Genomic DNA, 16,670 nt, shown 5'->3' on the forward strand with positions numbered 1-16,670 from the left:
TGAAAGCGCTTACCCTTTTTTCAGTATAGATTGTTAAGGTTTCCTCTTCTCACCTGATCCTGATTACTTGTTGATTGCATAATAACACTACCTGTTTTTCACTACCATTGACTTACAAAGTCTAATATTTTTTGATTTTTTTGAATTATATATCCAAAAGTGACAAATTTATGAACTTTTGTTCTCCAGGAGCTTTAACTTCGAACCTATTTATAGGAGTTAGATGTTTGCTAAACGGTAGCAACTGTTTAGAATGTACAATTCTTTCTTTTTATGAATGAAAACATTAGCATCACCTTACAATTGTTAATCTATTAACTTCGTCCTTATAATACAGGTACAAACAAAAATTCACAATATTAGGAATCTTTATTCATTGGAGGGGAATTGCAATGGGCACACATTATGATGTCATTGTTGTCGGTGCTGGTTCGATGGGAATGGCCGCTGGTTACTACTTATCAAAACAAGGGGTTAAAACTTTACTGGTAGACTCCTTTAACCCGCCTCACACAAATGGCAGCCACCATGGTGATACACGTATTATCCGCCATGCTTATGGGGAAGGCAGAGAGTATGTCCCTTTTGCCTTAAGGGCACAAGAGTTATGGTATGAATTAGAAAAGAGGACACACCATAAGATATTCACGAAAACCGGCGTACTTGTATTTGGCCCAAAAAATGAATCCGCTTTCGTATCAGAAACAATGGAAGCTGCTAAACTCCACTCATTGACGGCTGATCTCCTTGAAGGTGATCAAATCAATAAGCGTTGGCCTGGTGTAACGGTACCAGAACATTATGAAGCTATCTTTGAACCTAATTCAGGCGTATTATTCAGTGAAAACTGCATCCGTGCGTATCGCGAGCTCGCTGAAGCCAATGGAGCCAAAGTATTGCCCTACACTCCGGTTGAGGACTTTGAAATTTCGCAAGACTTGGTTAAGATTCAGACACCAAACGGAACCTTTACTGCTAATAAATTGATTGTTAGCATGGGAGCCTGGAATAGCAAACTTCTGTCAAAATTGGATATCGAAATTCCATTGCAGCCATACCGTCAAGTTGTCGGTTTCTTTGAATCAGATGAATCAAAATATAGCAATGACAGCGGTTATCCAGCTTTCATGGTTGAAGTATCTAATGGCATCTATTATGGATTTCCAAGCTTTGGAGGCTGCGGGCTCAAAATTGGTTACCATTCTTACGGCCAGCAGATTGACCCTGATACGATTGACCGTGAATTTGGGGTCTACCCAGAGGATGAAAACAACCTTCGCCTTTTCCTGGAAAAATATATGCCTGGAGCGAATGGAGAATTAAAACGGGGTGCTGTTTGCATGTACACGAAAACACCCGATGAGCATTTCGTGATCGATCTTCACCCTAAGTACTCCAATGTAGCGATTGCTGCCGGTTTCTCAGGGCATGGATTTAAATTCTCAAGTGTTGTTGGCGAAACATTAACCCAATTGGTTACAACTGGCCAAACAGAGCATGATATATCAATCTTTTCAATTAACCGCCCTGCCCTAAAAAAAGAATTGCAGAGCAATTAATAGCTATTCCTCTAAATAATTTGAAGTAAATTTCTGTCTGGCAGATGTACATTAGGGATTACATAACAGGCTTTATCTGTCTAGCAGATTGATATATATATTAATCTCAATTCAGGAAGGTAGGATGAAAAAATGATACAAATTACAGATCTTGAAAGAACAAAAATTCTGCACAACGGTGAAAAATACAAAGGCACTTTCTCTAAAGGAGAGATGGAGCGCCGCAATGCCAACCTTCGCAATTATATGGCTGAAAAGGATATTGATGCAGTGTTATTTACTTCCTATCACAACATTAATTATTATAGTGACTTCCTATATACTTCTTTCAATAGAAATTATGGACTGGTTGTTACACAAAACAAGCACGTAACTGTAAGCGCAAACATTGATGGCGGCATGCCTTGGAGAAGAAGCTTTGATGAAAACATTGTTTACACGGACTGGAGAAGGGACAACTACTTCTACGCTATTCAAAAGGTTCTGGAAGAAGCTGGATTCAAGAATGGCCGGCTGGGTATTGAAGAGGATCATGTATCAGTAGACCTAAAGAAAAAATTCGTTGATGCCTTCCCTAACTTTGAATTGGTTGATGTTTCCCAGGATGTTCAAAGGTCCCGCTGGATTAAATCGGCTGAAGAAATCGAACATATTAAAAATGGGGCAAGAGTCGCGGATATTGGCGGTTACGCAGTGGTAGAAGCAATCCGCGAAGGTGTGCCTGAATATGAAGTAGCTCTTGCTGGTACCCAGGCAATGACACGGGAAATTGCAAGGCTATATCCTCAAGCCGAATTAAGAGACACTTGGGTATGGTTCCAGGCTGGCATTAATACAGACGGTGCTCATAGCTGGGCTACATCCAAGAAGGTGCAAAAAGGTGACATCCTTAGCCTTAACACTTTCCCGATGATTGCCGGTTATTACACAGCCTTAGAGCGCACGATGTTCCTGGAAGAGGTTTCGGACGCACACCTTAAATACTGGGAAATCAACGTGGCGGTACACAAACGCGGTATTGAACTAATCAAGGCAGGCGCCGTATGTAAAGATATCTGTGCTGAACTGAATGAAATGTTCCGTGAGCACGATTTAGTTAAAAACCGTACGTTCGGTTATGGTCACTCTTTCGGTGTCCTTTCCCATTACTATGGCCGTGAAGGCGGCCTGGAATTCCGTGAGGACATCGATACGGTTCTTCAGCCAGGCATGGTCGTCTCCATGGAGCCAATGATCTTGATTCCAGAAGGACAGCCAGGTGCGGGCGGCTATCGTGAGCATGATATCCTGGTTATTAACGAAGATGGAACTGTAGATGATATCACAGGTTTCCCATTTGGACCGGAGCACAACATTATCAAAAAGTAGTGTGAAAGACTTTAATGGATCATATCTTGCAGAAAAATAATAAGGAGTAAAAAAATGACTCAAAAAACAGAAGCAAAATTGTTAACAGAGAAGCCAGGTATTCAATTAATTAAAGCAGGTACTTATAAATTAAAGGAGCTAAGTGAATTACGAGGAACACCGGAATTGAAGGGCCAAATTCTTGATTTGCCTCTTACAGACAATAAAGAGGTTCTAACATTAGGCTACTTTGCATTGCAGCCTTCAGTAGATTATTCTGCAGAATTCGATTTTACAGAAGTTAAAATTGTTACGAAGGGAAAAATTGTCGTACGTGATGTGGAAGACAATAAATATACCGCTGAAGTTGGGGATGTTTTAATCTTCTCCCCTAAGACAACCGTAATCTTTGATGGTGAAAGTGACGGAGAAGTTGTATATTTCAAGAATGCAGGTGCCAATCCTCTCTATTTACCATAGCCCTTGAGGAGAAGCATGGAGTTTGAGAAGTGGCAGGGCATTATTAACCTGCCACTTTTTGTCCGTTTTAACGTATTTAATCTTAATGATAATAAAAATATCAACCAGACAAGCAGGCACAACATGTAGAGAGATTGATTTAGTAAGGGGGAGAAGACATTGAGAGTCTCAGCTGTTCAGTATCATCTTCAGTCAATCAGTTCTTTTGAACAATTTGCAAACCAGGTGGAACATTATATTAAAACAAGCCTTGAGTATGAATCAGATTTCATTTTATTTCCGGAATTTTTTACTACACAGCTATTGTCAATTGGAGACGATCATGGACGTCCCTTACCGATTCAAGAGCTTCCCCGTTTTACAGATGGATATCTCAAGTTGTTTACCTATCTTGCCACGAAGACCCGGAAGCACATCATTGGAGGAACACATATCATCCGTAAAGATGAAAAGTTGTACAACGTTGCCCACCTGTTTCATCCAGACGGGAAAGTTTCGACGCAGCCAAAACTTCATATGACGCCAACGGAAATAAAGGAATGGAAGATCACTCCTGGCGAAAACCTCGAAGTATTCAAGACTGAAAAAGGCACCATTGCCATGCTGACATGTTATGATATTGAATTTCCGGAAATTGTTAGAATGGCAAAGTCCATGGGGGCAGACATCATTTTTAGCCTCTCCTGTACCGATGACCGTCAGGCATTTTATCGTGTTCGATACACTAGCCATGCCAGGACGATTGAAAATCAAGTCTATGTTGTAACCACTGGCACAGTGGGGTCACTCCCAACCATTGATTTTATGAGATCAAACTATGGTCAAGCGGCGGTGATTACTCCGAATGATATCCCTTTCCCGCCAAAGGGGATTTTAGTGGAAGGAGAAATCAATCAAGAAATGATTGTAACAGCTGACTTGAACTTGGAGCTTTTATACCAAGTTCGCGAACACGGCTCAGTCACTACTTGGCGTGACCGCCGTCTGGATCTGTATCCTGACTTAAAACCCAATAAACAACCTTCCATACTTGTGTAAGGAGGAAGACATATGTACCATAAAGAATTTTTGGTGTTTGATCAGGATACCCCTCTCAAAGCAGTGATCCGGAACTATACCGTGGGAGATTTTCCTGAATTGATTAATGTCCAAAAGGAAAGTTTCCCACCCCCATTCCCGGATGAATTATTATGGAATACTGATCAATTAACAAACCATATTACTCTCTTTCCCGAAGGGGCCTTATGTATCGAGATAGATGGTAAGGTTGCAGGCTCCATGACCGGGCTGCTAGTCCACTTCAGCTATGAAAACACGGAACATTCATGGGAAGAGATCACAGACAATGGATATATCCGAAACCATGATCCCGAAGGAAACACCCTTTATGTTGTCGACATTGGAGTGAGTCCCCCGTATCGGAAATTTGGATTAGGAAAATGGTTAATGCTCTCCATGTATGAGGTCGTAATCCAACTGGGGTGCGATCGCTTATTAGGTGGAGGAAGAATGCCTGGATACCATAAAAAAATGAATAAAATGACCGCAGATGAGTACCTTGACTCTGTGGTCAGAGGGGAATTAAAAGACCCTGTGATTACATTCCTGCTGCGCTGTGGCCGCACGCCAGTCCAAGCAGTTAAAAACTATTTAGAAGATAAAGAGTCTTGTAATTACGGTGCTTTAATGGAGTGGAAAAACCCTTTTATCATAAAATGAACAAAGGAGTGTAACCCAATGGAATATCATCGAGTATGCAGTATAAAAGACCCTTATTTTAAACAATTGCATCAACTCATGCAAGAGATTTTTCCTGATGAAGAAGTTTTGGAATTTGATTTATGGAAAGAGCCTCTGGAAGATCCTGATATTAGAGTGTTTGTTGCTGTTCATCAAAATAAAGTCGTTGGTGCAACAGAATACAGATATTATCGGGACTTTAATATTGCCATGACAGACTTCACCATCATCGGCCAAGCCGGGCTAGGAATTGGGCCATTTTTATCCAGTAGGCGCCTGGATGATCTACACTCTTTGGCAAAACAAAATGGAAAGAATTTATTTGGCATGTTTGCTGAAATCTATGACCCTTACAAGGTAGATAACCATAAATTTGGCTCAGTTAAACCCATGGATCCTTATGTTCGCCGTGAAGTTTTATCGCACCTTGGCTATAAGCGTCTCGATTTTGATTATATCCATCCCTCATGGCAAAATAACGGTGAGGAAGTTACCGGTCTGGACCTATGTTTCCTTCCATCTGAAGAAAATACTCACGAACTGGAAACAGGACTTATCACAAAGTTTTTAAAGCGTTACTATTCGGTATTGCCTAACAAACCTAAATCATGGTACGAGATGGTGGAGAACCTCGAAACAAATAAAACAGTCTCACTATTGGCCATTTAATGGATTCTTTTGACTGTAAAAAGCATGTCTTCAGCACAATTAACCCATGAACCTTCCTATTATATAGGATGATTCATGGGTTGCTCCACTTAGCAATTTACCTGCTGGCTTCGAATCTCGTTTTATTTTCTAAATATTTTAAATATTGCCTTGTAAGTACACACTTTTTAAGGATATAGTTTAAGAAAAGTATACTTTGTTTTTACGTCTCAAATTCACTTTAAGAGGAGGAATTTCACATGCGGCACGTTGCTCAAAAAACGTTTAACTGTGAAAAAGAATTAACCTTGTCCATTATTGGCGGCAAGTGGAAAATGTTAATTTTATGGCACTTAGGGCATGAAGGAACCAAACGCTTTGGCCAATTAAAAGCTATGATGCCTAATATTACCCACCGCATCCTCGTCAATCAATTAAGGGAGCTGGAGGAGGATCTGATTATTCATCGAGAGGTTTATCCGGTTGTCCCGCCGAAGGTTGAATATTCTCTAACTGATAAGGGAAGGAGCTTGATGCCAATTTTAGAAGCGATGTACAAATGGGGGAAAGAATATAGGGAACTTCACCTAAATAACCAAATTAAAGAGTGCAAAACATTATAGTGAAGATTACTTACATATATTTTCTTAAATAACAAAACTATGATAAACCGCAATAACGATTTCGATTTGAGGTGCTAGCCGATGGATGATAACCCCGCCATTTGGAAATACGCTCTTGCAAGTGTAATGGTGACGATAAGTGTCCAAGGTTTTGGCAGAATGTCTTATGGTATTTTGATGCCATTCATGAAAAAAAACTTGTCCATTACATATGCTCAAGCTGGTGTGTTAGGGATGGCAACTTCAATCGGCTATTTAGGCATGGTTCTATTTGCCGGTATATTAGCCTCCAAGTGGGGATCAAAGAAATTGGTCATTCTCGGGACATTGCTGGTTGCTTTTGGGCTGTTTTTCATGTCGATGATACAAAGCTATCTTGCCTGCCTGGCAGGCATGGCGCTGCTTGGAATCGGGACGGCGTTTGCCTATACCCCGCTCGTGAATATTGTGGTTGGGTGGTTTCCAAAGCAAAGAGGGATGATGATTGGATTCCTTTTAAGTGGATTAGGATTGGGTACCTTGCTCTCCAGTGTACTCATCCCCTATTTTACCACATGGTTTTCCGATAATGGCTGGCGATTCCTATGGATTTTATATGGAGTCATCTCCTTGCTGTCTGCTATTTGTGCTCGCTCCACCCTGCGGGATCCACCCGTACCACTGCGCACGAATGAGCAAAAAAGTGAAACACTAATCCATGAAGTCTATTTCCACAAAGGGGTCCTTATTGTAGCAATTGTTTATGGATTGATTGGCTTTGCCTATTTAATCCCACAAAGCTTCTTATTCAGTTTTATGCTAGAGTCCAATCTTGACCCCTATTCTGCTGGTCGGATTATGGCGGCAGGAGGATTTATTTCGATATTTAGCGGCCCATTATGGGGGATGGTTTCAGATAAAATCGGCCGGAAAAAATCACTGCATATTACAATGTTTATTGGGGCGGTTTCTACAGTGCTTCCAGTCATTTATCCAGTATATATTGGCTTTGGCATCAGTCAATTTCTTTGGGGCAGTACAGTTGTCGGCATGCTTTTACTGATTCAGGCGCTTTCAACGGAGCAAATCCATCCATACTACGCACCTGTCGCATTAGGCTATGTTACAGTCTTTTTTGCAGCTGGACAACTGGCAGGACCCGGTCTTGGCGGCTGGATGATTGACCATATGGGAGGCATACCATCTGCATTCCTGCTATGCTGCGGGCTTTTACTATTAGGATTCACTCTATCTATGCAATTGAAAAAAGATGGGGCTAATGGACAGGCCGAATTTAAAAAACCTCGGTTGAACGTTAATACTAAATAAAAAATGAAGGACCTGTCCATTTGGTCCTTCATTTTTTCTACAAGACTCTTCACCTATTAATCGATTTCAATTGCACAAGCACTCGAAGCAAAACTTTCGCCAACGAGGAAACCATTTTCTTCGGTATAATCAATTTGTGTCTCCACATCTAAATAGCGTTTGGTAAAACGATCCATCCGAATTTGAATTCCATCATATTCAATCATGAGGTCGTTCCGGCGCGGTTCTTCAAAAACAAGTTTGAATTTTACAGAGACACCGCATCCGCCAGCTACCTCAGCGTCAATCCGGGGATATTGTTCATCCATTATCTCGATTGATTTTAACCTATCTAATGCCGACTCGGTTAATGTAATGACCATTCAATCATCCCCTCCCCACTTATCCATGATTATGCATTCGCTTTTGCTGCCTGGACCTGCTCATCCGCGTGATAGGAAGAGCGAACAAGAGGACCTGATTCACAGTGACTAAATCCTTTTGACAAGGCAATTTCTTTTAACTCTCTGAATTCCTCCGGACTCCAATACTTATTTACTTTTAAGTGGCGTTTCGTTGGCTGTAAATATTGGCCAATGGTCATGATGTCGACATGGTTGGCACGAAGGTCATCCATCGTTTCCATGATTTCTTCCTTTGTTTCGCCAAGTCCAATCATAATGCTTGATTTTGTGGGAATGCTGGCATTCATTTGTTTTGCCCTTCTCAGGAATTCAAGCGAACGTTCATAGGTGGCACGTGCGCGAATTTTAGGGGACAATCGTTTTACAGTTTCAATATTGTGATTTAAAATATCGGGTTTTGCATCCATTAACATTTTTAAGTTGTCGTATACTCCGCCCATATCGGATGGAAGGACTTCGATGCTGCAAAACGGATTGCGGCGCCTCACAGCTCTTACCGTTTCCGCAAATACGTTAGCGCCTCCATCTTTTAAATCATCGCGGGCTACCGCCGTAATCACAACATGCTTTAAGCCCATTTGCGCCACTGATTCCGCAACGCGTTCCGGCTCTTCCCAGTCAAGCTCATTCGGAAGTCCGGTCTGTACCGCGCAAAATCGGCATGCACGGGTGCAGATGCTTCCTAAAATCATAAACGTTGCTGTTTTGCGTACAGCCCAGCATTCATGTATATTGGGACATTTTGCTTCTTCACAGACTGTATGAAGCTTTTTTTCACGCATCATTTTTTTCAAACCTGTATACTCTTCGTTGGTGTTCAATTTAATTTTGAGCCACTCGGGTTTACGGGCATAGTCTATGGCCATATCATCCACTCCTATGAACAGCAAAGATAAACTCGTGATGCTGATATTGTATAAAAACGTAACCATTGGCAGGATTCCCCCGCCAATGGAAATTAATTTATGCTTTTACTCCGTCCTTAACCTGCTCTTCTTCTTTTTCTTTTATATATCGTACTATCGGTTGTCTTGCTGCCTGGACTTCATCCAGTCTCCCGATAATGGTTGTATGCGGAGCATCCAAAACGACGCCTGGGTTTTCTTCAACTTCTTTGGCGATTTGGATCATGACATCGGCAAAAGCATCCATCGTTTCTTTTGACTCTGTTTCTGTTGGTTCAATCATTAAACATTCTTCAACGTTTAATGGGAAGTAAATCGTTGGCGGATGATAGCCGAAATCCAACAGACGTTTTGCCATATCGAGCGTACGTACACCCAGTTTTTTCTGTCTCGAGCCAGACAATACAAATTCGTGTTTGCAAATTTGCGGATATGGAGATTCAAAATATGGATCAAGCCTTTTACGCAGATAGTTGGCATGAAGAACAGCGCCTTCAGAAACCTCACGCAGTCCAACCGGCCCCATTGTACGAATATAACTGTAGGCACGAACGTTAATACCAAAGTTTCCATAATAGCCTTTAACACGGCCAATGGATAATGGATAATTTGAATTTAGAAGAAATTTGTCTCCGTCTTTTTCAACACGCGGTACTGGTAAATAAGGAAGCAGAACCTCCTTAACACCAACTGGGCCTGAACCTGGGCCTCCACCGCCGTGTGGGCCTGTAAATGTTTTATGAAGATTTAAATGCACAACATCAAAGCCCATGTCTCCCGGTGTTGTTTTTCCTAATATCGCATTGGAGTTTGCTCCATCATAGTAAAGCAATCCGCCTGCTTCATGAACAACTGCAGCAATTTCAGTGATTTCTTTTTCAAAAAGCCCTAGTGTATTAGGGTTTGTCAGCATTAACGCCGCTGTATCTTTATCTACATGTTTCTTTAATTCTTCCAGGTCAACCAAGCCATTCTCATTCGATGGAATCGTGACCGTTTTATATCCGGCAACACTCGCACTAGCAGGATTTGTACCATGGGCAGAGTCTGGAACAAGTACCTTTTTCCTCGTTTCGCCTTTTTGTTCATGATAGGCTCTAACCATCATCAAACCGGTCCATTCACCTTGAGCACCTGCAGAAGGCTGCAATGTTACAGCATCCATGCCTGTAATAACCGCTAGTTCTTCTTGCAGGTTGTACATCAGCTCTAATGCACCCTGCACCGTCTCAGTTGGCTGATATGGGTGAATGCGGCTAAATCCCGCCAGCCGTGCCACAACCTCGTTAACTTTCGGGTTATACTTCATAGTGCAAGAGCCTAGCGGATAAAATCCGTTATCGATTCCATGGTTTTTATTTGAAAGTGCTGTATAGTGACGCACCAGGTCAAGTTCAGCCACTTCAGGAAGTCCTGCTGCTTCATCTCGAATTAAATGTTTTGGAAATTTATCTTCTAAGTTAACGCTTTCCACATCGCTTTTCGGAAGGCTGTAGCCTACGCGCCCCGGACGACTAACTTCAAAGATTAGATGATTATACTCAGCCATTCACAACCGCCTCCAGTGCTACTGCAAATTGGTCAATCTCTTCTTTTGAACGTTGTTCTGTTACGGCGATCAGCATTTGATTTTCGTAGCCATAATCGATTCCCAAATCATATCCGCCAATGAATCCAGCTTCTAGAAGTTTTGAGTTAACCTCTTTCACAGGCCTTGGGAGTTCCACAACAAATTCGTTAAAAAATGCTGACTTGTTCATGACAATAAAGCCTTTCCTTTGCAGAACCTTCGCCATATAGTCCGCTTTCTCAATATTTTGCATGGCCATTTCCCGGATACCCTGTTTTCCAAGTGCCGTCATGCAAATGGAGGAAGCGAGCGCATTCAGGGCCTGGTTGGAACAAATATTGGAGCTCGCCTTATCACGGCGGATGTGCTGCTCACGGGCTTGCAGCGTTAACACAAATCCTCGTTTCCCTTTTTCGTCTTGTGTTTGACCAACAATGCGTCCTGGTATTTTACGTATAAATTTTTGTTTAACAGCGAAATATCCGCAGTGAGGACCACCAAAGGACATTGGGATACCTAGTGGCTGCATATCTCCAATCACAATATCTGCACCCAATTTTCCTGGTGATTGCAGAAGCGCTAAGGCCAGCGGGTTGGAACTGACAATCAAAAGGGCCCCTTTTTCTTCCGCAATTTGTTTGATTTCTGCCAAATCTTCAACTGAACCAAAGAAATTAGGATATTGAACAATAACAGCGGCTGTGTCTTCCGCAATTTGAGCCTTTAGCTGGTCCAAGTCCGTCACATCTGAAGAAAGACTCACTTCCTCCACTGTATACTCCTGACCTCTTGCGACTGTTTGTAAAACCGCGCGGGATTCAGGATGAACACCGTTTGACACAAGCACTTTTGAACGTTTTTTTGCCGAGGCAACAGCAAGGGAAGCAGCCTCTGCAAGTGATGTAAATCCATCGTACATGGAAGAGTTTGCAGCATCCATTCCTGTTAATTCACAAACCATGGTCTGGAATTCGAAAATCGCCTGCAATTCCCCTTGACTGATTTCCGGTTGATAAGGTGTATAAGCTGTATAAAATTCCGAACGTGAAATCATATGGTCGACAACACTGGGAATATAGTGATCATATGTGCCCGCTCCAAGGAATGTAGGATAATCATTGGCATTTTTATTTCTTGCGGCAAGCTGGCTCATCTTTTTCAAAAGAACAGGTTCAGAATCCGCGTTTGGGATATCCAGCTCCCCTTTTAGGCGAATTTCAGAGGGAATGTCTTCAAATAATTCCTCAACAGAGGAAATGTTGAGAAACTTCAGCATCTCCTCCTGGTCTTGTTTGGTATCAGGCAGATATCTGTATGTATTGGTCATCTTATTCCTCTCCTTCGTTGATAAATGCCTTGTACTCATCCTCATTTAATAGCGACTCCAATTCACCCGGATCGGACAATTCGACTTCCACCAGCCAGCCTTCTTCATATGGCTGTTCATTAATCAGCGCTGGCGAATCTTCCAGCTCCTCGTTCACGCGGACCACCACACCTGATACAGGAGAGAATATATCAGAGACCGCTTTTACAGATTCGATTGTTCCCATTGATTCATTTGCGGTGATTTCATCATCGACTTCCGGATTTTCAACAAAGACGATGTCTCCCAGCTGCTTTTGTGCATACTCGGAGATTCCGATCCGCACCCGGTTTTCTTCCAGGGACAGAACCCATTCATGTTCCTTGCTGTATAGTAAATTGGCTGTTTTATTTGTCATTGTTTTTTCTCCTTTTCATTCGAATCTATTAATATAATTTCTATTACCCGGCTAGCCTTTTTTATAGAATGGTGTTTTCACCACAACCGCATCGACGGGTTTATTGCGAATTTCCACTTTTAACAGAGTGTCCGCCTTGGAATATTCTGTAGACACGAGCGCCAGGCCCAGGCTCTTCTTTAAAGACGGAGAGTGGGTGCCGGATGTGACGAAGCCAACTTCCTCGCCGTCTGCTGAGAATACTTTGTACCCATGACGGGGAATTCCTCTTCCAGTTACTTCAATCCCGACTATTTTCCGTTTCAGGCCATTTTCCTTTTGTTTGCTAAGTGCATCTTTGCCGATAAAATCATTCTCTTTGTTCGTCTTGACGGCAAATCCAATGCCGGCCTCGAGCGGGCTGATTTCTTCGGAAAGTTCCTGGCCATACAAGGCGAGACGCGCTTCAAAGCGGAGTGTATCACGCGCACCAAGTCCGCATGGCTTCAGGCCGTCTTCCTTGCCTGCTTGCAGAAGCCTCTCCCACAGGGATACTGCCTTTTCGGCTGCCAAATAAAGTTCAAAGCCGTCCTCACCTGTATAGCCTGTGCGGGATACGAGAACATCTGAAGTCCCGTCGAGCTCAACATCCTGGGCGAACTGGAAAAAACCAATCTGGCTTAAGTCTGTCTTAGTCAGCCTTTGCAAGACACGTTCTGCCTTTGGACCTTGGATCGCAAGCTGTGCCATGTCGTTGGAGATATTTTGAAGTGTCACATCTCCGCTTGCCTGTTTCTTCATCCATTCAAAATCTTTTTCCGTGTTTGCAGCATTGATGACAAGCAGATATTTTTCCTCGGCCAGTTTATAGACAAGCAAATCATCTATGGTTCCGCCGTCCGGGTAACACATTGCCGTATATTGCGCCTGGTTGATCCCAACCTTGGTTACATCATTCGTCAGAAGGTAATTGAGATAGCTCTCCGCATCTTTTCCTTCAACGAGGACCTCCCCCATATGGGATACATCGAAGAGCCCCGCGTCCTTCCGCACCGCCTCATGCTCTTCCAAAATGCCCGAAAACTGTACCGGAAGTTCCCAGCCGCCAAAATCAATCACCTTGGCTTCTGATTTTTTATAGGTTTCAAACAGTGGTGTTCGCTTTAATCCTGTTTGTGTGTTCAATTCTTTCACCTCTTATTTAATATCGAACTGATTCTTCCTATGGGCTGGCCATTGGCTAAAGGCGTTTTCTAAACAGTAACAGCCTGCTTGAATAGCGGAAACGTACCACAGATTTCTTTAGTCGTTTCTTTTGCTTTTTCAATCACGCCATTGTCTCCATTGCTCTTTAAAACAGCCGCAATGGTCTCCCCGATTTTCACCATCTCATCCTGCCTCATGCCCCTTGTGGTCAAAGCCGCCGTTCCCATCCGGATGCCGCTGGTGACAAATGGGCTTTGAGGATCGTATGGAATCGTGTTTTTATTGACGGTTATACCCGCTTCTTCCAGCAGCTTTTCTGCTGCTTTTCCTGTCAGGTTCCATGGACGAAGGTCCAAAAGGACAATATGGTTGTCAGTGCCACCTGAAACGAGCGTTGCCCCCTCTTTCTTTAGCGCTTCGCCTAGAGCCGCCGCATTGGCAATGACTTGCTGCCCATACTCTTTAAAACTCGGCTGAAGAGCTTCACGGAAGGCTACCGCCTTGGCCGCGATGATATGCATCAATGGTCCGCCCTGAATTCCCGGGAATATCGCTTTGTTGATGGCTTTTATCATTTCTTCATCATTGGTTAAGACGACTCCGCCGCGCGGCCCTCTCAGCGTTTTATGGGTTGTGCTTGTCACGACGTCCGCATATGGAATTGGTGATGGATGGAGACCAGCAGCAACAAGTCCGGCAATATGCGCCATATCGACCATGAATTTGGCTCCCACTTGATCGGCAATTTCTCTGAATCTCGCAAAATCAATCGTTCTAGGGTAGGCGCTTGCGCCAGCAATAATCAATTTGGGTTTCTCTTTTACCGCAATAGCTTCAAGTTCATCGTAATCAATCAATTGGGTGTCTTCCCTCACACCATAGGAGATGATCTCAAACCATTTGCCTGAAATGCTGACAGGACTTCCATGTGTCAAGTGGCCGCCGTGCGAAAGGTTCATTCCCATCACTTTATCACCCGGCTGGAGCAAAGCATAAAAAACGGCTAGGTTTGCCTGGGCACCCGAGTGTGGCTGAACATTGGCATACTTGGCGCCAAATAGCTTCGTTAAACGCTCAATCGCTATTGTTTCGGCCACATCCACATACTCGCACCCGCCATAATAGCGCCTTCCTGGATACCCTTCGGCATATTTATTGGTCATCACGCTTCCCATTGCTTCCAGCACGTCTTCGCTTACGAAGTTTTCGGACGCAATCAGTTCTAGTGTTTGATGCTGGCGCTTCCTCTCTTTTTCAATAGACTCAAAGATGATGGAATCATTTTGCTGCAAACCCATTTTTACTCCTCCTTCAAATTTAGTAAGAAACATTAGCAGGAAGCCTCGGCAATAGTCCAGATATAATTTTTCCGCTTCCTCGAACGGACGTTTCCTTTTTCCGCACAAAAAAGGACAGAAAAGGGAAGCCAAGGCTTTCTCTCCCCTTCTCTGTCCTTTTACCTGAGAGTTTAGCTCAACTCGTTCCTTGAGCCTTCCCCTTTGGTGACGCAGTTAAGACTACGTGCTCTCCAGAGTTGCGTCCAGTTGTGGTTCCATCTACCTGAGAGATTAATTCCAAGGGTATTTTTGGAACTTGCTCCTTCGGTGGCTTTTTGCTTTGCACTCTCCCACAACCATCATTCGCATTATTTAATTTTTATTATTTTTAGAATAATCTGTTAAAGAAAGAATGTCAACCTTTTTGGAAACTCACTTTTAAAACGCTTACATGTTTGGTCTGAAAAAAAGATGTCTCAGGCGTTCTCTTCTACCAGTGTTTTCTTTTTTTCCTGATCTGTCTCTGCCCCATTTGCTTTACGTGTCTTATAAATTAAAGTCAGCATAATGAACCATGCAGGAGTTACGAATAAGGCGATCCGGGTGTCTTCTGCGATGCCAAGCACGACGAGAACAAAAGCCAGGAAAGCGAGAATCAGGTAATTTGCGAATGGATAAAGAGGCATCTTAAATTTATTCACTTTTGCCAAATCAGGTCTTGTTTTCCGGTATTTCAAATGACTGATCACCGTTATTCCCCAAATAAAAATGAAACATACGGTAGAGATACTGGTAATTAGCGTGAATACGCCTTCTGGCATCACATAATTCAGTACAACGGAGATAAAAATGACGGCCGTTGAAAAAAACAGCGCATTAGAAGGTACCTTGCGCTTATTCAGTTTTGCAAATTTGTGTGGTGCATTGTTCTCTTTACCAAGGGAATAGGCCATCCGGCTTGTACTAAAAATCGCGCTGTTACATGCTGACGCTGCGGATGTAAGAACGACAAAATTAACAATTCCTGCCGCAGCAGCAATCCCAACGGTTACAAAGACCTGGACGAAGGGACTTGCCGCAGGGTTGACGGCGGTCCATGGATAGACACTCATAATGACAAAAAGAGCACCAATGTAGAAAATCAAAATCCGGATTGGAATGCTATTGATTGCTTTCGGAATCACTTTTTCAGGGTTCTCTGTTTCACCGGCCGTCAGTCCTACAAGCTCAATGCCCACAAACGCAAATACGACCATCTGGAATGAGAGAATAAAACCGAATGTTCCATTTGGAAACATGCCCCCGTGACCCCATATATTTGTGAAGCTGGCAGCGCCCGCATCGGTGGAAAAACCTTTAAAAATCATAAAACCGCCTATCACGATTAGAGCCAAAATGGCAATGACTTTAATTAAGGCGAACCAAAACTCCATTTCCCCAAAAATCTTGACGGTTGCAAGGTTCATGAACAGCAAAACAACGAGCGCGATTAATCCGGGCATCCATTGCGGCACACCAGGAAACCAGTACTGGGTATATAGACCCACCGCCGTTAAGTCAGCCATTGCGATGGAAATCCAGCAAAACCAATAGGTCCATCCAGTGACAAAAGCGGCCATATCGCCGAGATAGTCTCTTACAAAGTCAACAAAAGAATGATAGTTTAAATTACTGATAAGCAGTTCCCCGAGTGCACGCATGATTAAAAAGCAAATGACACCTGTGATCAAGTAAGCGAATAAAATGGATGGTCCTGCTAAGTGAATCGATTTTCCTGCCCCAAGAAATAACCCTGTACCAATTGCTCCCCCAATCGCTATTAATTGTACGTGTCGGTTTTTCAAACCTCTTTCCAGCTTCTGTTCCTGCATAAAGTCCCCTCTCTCTGCAATTAAGATTG

Annotated in this window: 16 protein-coding genes and 1 riboswitch; of the genes, 8 read left to right on the top strand and 8 right to left on the bottom strand. The window is 43.0% G+C overall.

Annotated elements, in window-relative coordinates; translation table 11 throughout:
* Positions 1-392: 392 nt before the first annotated feature.
* The 8 genes from solA (at position 393) to WQ57_RS10420 (ending at position 7,705) form a co-directional block, all read left to right on the top strand.
* The gene (gene solA, locus WQ57_RS10385) at positions 393-1,559 is read left to right on the top strand and encodes an N-methyl-L-tryptophan oxidase (protein ID WP_046523676.1); all 1,167 of its coding nucleotides are present in this window, start codon (positions 393-395) and stop codon (positions 1,557-1,559) included.
* Positions 1,560-1,691: 132 nt separating this feature from the next.
* Complete coding sequence (locus tag WQ57_RS10390; RefSeq protein WP_046523677.1) at positions 1,692-2,927, top strand: M24 family metallopeptidase; 1,236 nt, start codon at positions 1,692-1,694, stop codon at positions 2,925-2,927.
* A gap of 39 nt (positions 2,928-2,966) precedes the next feature.
* The gene (locus WQ57_RS10395; protein ID WP_277620286.1) at positions 2,967-3,386 is read left to right on the top strand and encodes a cupin domain-containing protein; all 420 of its coding nucleotides are present in this window, start codon (positions 2,967-2,969) and stop codon (positions 3,384-3,386) included.
* A gap of 159 nt (positions 3,387-3,545) precedes the next feature.
* Positions 3,546-4,424 carry a carbon-nitrogen hydrolase family protein gene (locus tag WQ57_RS10400; protein ID WP_046523679.1) on the top strand — a complete coding sequence of 293 codons (879 nt, stop codon included), beginning with the start codon at positions 3,546-3,548 and terminating at the stop codon, positions 4,422-4,424.
* 12 nt (positions 4,425-4,436) lie between these two features.
* Positions 4,437-5,105, top strand: a complete 669-nt coding sequence (locus tag WQ57_RS10405; protein WP_046523680.1) for a GNAT family N-acetyltransferase — start codon at positions 4,437-4,439, stop codon at positions 5,103-5,105.
* A gap of 18 nt (positions 5,106-5,123) precedes the next feature.
* Complete coding sequence (locus WQ57_RS10410) at positions 5,124-5,795, top strand: hypothetical protein (protein ID WP_046523681.1); 672 nt, start codon at positions 5,124-5,126, stop codon at positions 5,793-5,795.
* Between the two features lie 239 nt (positions 5,796-6,034).
* Complete coding sequence (gene hxlR / locus WQ57_RS10415; RefSeq protein ID WP_046523682.1) at positions 6,035-6,397, top strand: transcriptional activator HxlR; 363 nt, start codon at positions 6,035-6,037, stop codon at positions 6,395-6,397.
* Positions 6,398-6,478: 81 nt separating this feature from the next.
* The gene (locus WQ57_RS10420) at positions 6,479-7,705 is read left to right on the top strand and encodes a YbfB/YjiJ family MFS transporter (RefSeq protein WP_046523683.1); all 1,227 of its coding nucleotides are present in this window, start codon (positions 6,479-6,481) and stop codon (positions 7,703-7,705) included.
* A gap of 56 nt (positions 7,706-7,761) precedes the next feature.
* Here WQ57_RS10420 and WQ57_RS10425 read toward each other — a convergent pair whose 3' ends face one another.
* The 8 genes from WQ57_RS10425 to WQ57_RS10460 all read right to left on the bottom strand — a co-directional run bounded on the left by WQ57_RS10425 (position 7,762) and on the right by WQ57_RS10460 (position 16,641).
* The gene (locus WQ57_RS10425) at positions 7,762-8,067 is read right to left on the bottom strand and encodes a HesB/IscA family protein (protein ID WP_046523684.1); all 306 of its coding nucleotides are present in this window, start codon (positions 8,065-8,067) and stop codon (positions 7,762-7,764) included.
* A gap of 29 nt (positions 8,068-8,096) precedes the next feature.
* The gene (lipA, locus tag WQ57_RS10430; RefSeq protein WP_046523685.1) at positions 8,097-8,975 is read right to left on the bottom strand and encodes a lipoyl synthase; all 879 of its coding nucleotides are present in this window, start codon (positions 8,973-8,975) and stop codon (positions 8,097-8,099) included.
* A gap of 97 nt (positions 8,976-9,072) precedes the next feature.
* Positions 9,073-10,563: an aminomethyl-transferring glycine dehydrogenase subunit GcvPB gene (gcvPB, locus tag WQ57_RS10435; RefSeq protein ID WP_046523686.1), complete on the bottom strand. Its 1,491-nt coding sequence runs from the start codon at positions 10,561-10,563 to the stop codon at positions 9,073-9,075.
* Complete coding sequence (gene gcvPA / locus WQ57_RS10440; RefSeq protein WP_046523687.1) at positions 10,556-11,911, bottom strand: aminomethyl-transferring glycine dehydrogenase subunit GcvPA; 1,356 nt, start codon at positions 11,909-11,911, stop codon at positions 10,556-10,558. The genes gcvPB and gcvPA overlap by 8 nt, the downstream gene beginning before the upstream one ends.
* A gap of 1 nt (position 11,912) precedes the next feature.
* Positions 11,913-12,308, bottom strand: coding sequence for a glycine cleavage system protein GcvH (gcvH, locus tag WQ57_RS10445; protein ID WP_046523688.1), 396 nt, complete (start codon positions 12,306-12,308; stop codon positions 11,913-11,915).
* Between the two features lie 51 nt (positions 12,309-12,359).
* The gene (gene gcvT / locus WQ57_RS10450) at positions 12,360-13,472 is read right to left on the bottom strand and encodes a glycine cleavage system aminomethyltransferase GcvT (protein WP_046523689.1); all 1,113 of its coding nucleotides are present in this window, start codon (positions 13,470-13,472) and stop codon (positions 12,360-12,362) included.
* Between the two features lie 68 nt (positions 13,473-13,540).
* Positions 13,541-14,791: a serine hydroxymethyltransferase gene (glyA, locus tag WQ57_RS10455; protein ID WP_084820248.1), complete on the bottom strand. Its 1,251-nt coding sequence runs from the start codon at positions 14,789-14,791 to the stop codon at positions 13,541-13,543.
* Between the two features lie 239 nt (positions 14,792-15,030).
* Positions 15,031-15,133: riboswitch (glycine riboswitch) on the bottom strand.
* Positions 15,134-15,246: 113 nt separating this feature from the next.
* Positions 15,247-16,641, bottom strand: a complete 1,395-nt coding sequence (locus tag WQ57_RS10460; protein WP_046523690.1) for an amino acid permease — start codon at positions 16,639-16,641, stop codon at positions 15,247-15,249.
* Positions 16,642-16,670 lie beyond the last annotated feature (29 nt).

The sequence above is a fragment of the Mesobacillus campisalis genome (assembly GCF_000986785.1).
Classification (GTDB): domain Bacteria; phylum Bacillota; class Bacilli; order Bacillales; family Cytobacillaceae; genus Mesobacillus_B; species Mesobacillus_B campisalis.

Excerpts from the sequence above, each read along its gene's own strand:
- solA (WP_046523676.1), top strand. The coding sequence starts at position 393 with ATGGGCACACATTATGATGTCATTGTTGTCGGTGCTGGTTCGATGGGA.
- WQ57_RS10390 (WP_046523677.1), top strand. The coding sequence starts at position 1,692 with ATGATACAAATTACAGATCTTGAAAGAACAAAAATTCTGCACAACGGT.
- WQ57_RS10405 (WP_046523680.1), top strand. The coding sequence starts at position 4,437 with ATGTACCATAAAGAATTTTTGGTGTTTGATCAGGATACCCCTCTCAAA.
- WQ57_RS10410 (WP_046523681.1), top strand. The coding sequence starts at position 5,124 with ATGGAATATCATCGAGTATGCAGTATAAAAGACCCTTATTTTAAACAA.
- hxlR (WP_046523682.1), top strand. The coding sequence starts at position 6,035 with ATGCGGCACGTTGCTCAAAAAACGTTTAACTGTGAAAAAGAATTAACC.
- WQ57_RS10420 (WP_046523683.1), top strand. The coding sequence starts at position 6,479 with ATGGATGATAACCCCGCCATTTGGAAATACGCTCTTGCAAGTGTAATG.
- WQ57_RS10425 (WP_046523684.1), bottom strand. The coding sequence starts at position 8,067 with ATGGTCATTACATTAACCGAGTCGGCATTAGATAGGTTAAAATCAATC.
- lipA (WP_046523685.1), bottom strand. The coding sequence starts at position 8,975 with ATGGCCATAGACTATGCCCGTAAACCCGAGTGGCTCAAAATTAAATTG.
- gcvPB (WP_046523686.1), bottom strand. The coding sequence starts at position 10,563 with ATGGCTGAGTATAATCATCTAATCTTTGAAGTTAGTCGTCCGGGGCGC.
- gcvPA (WP_046523687.1), bottom strand. The coding sequence starts at position 11,911 with ATGACCAATACATACAGATATCTGCCTGATACCAAACAAGACCAGGAG.
- gcvH (WP_046523688.1), bottom strand. The coding sequence starts at position 12,308 with ATGACAAATAAAACAGCCAATTTACTATACAGCAAGGAACATGAATGG.
- glyA (WP_084820248.1), bottom strand. The coding sequence starts at position 14,791 with ATGGGTTTGCAGCAAAATGATTCCATCATCTTTGAGTCTATTGAAAAA.
- WQ57_RS10460 (WP_046523690.1), bottom strand. The coding sequence starts at position 16,641 with ATGCAGGAACAGAAGCTGGAAAGAGGTTTGAAAAACCGACACGTACAA.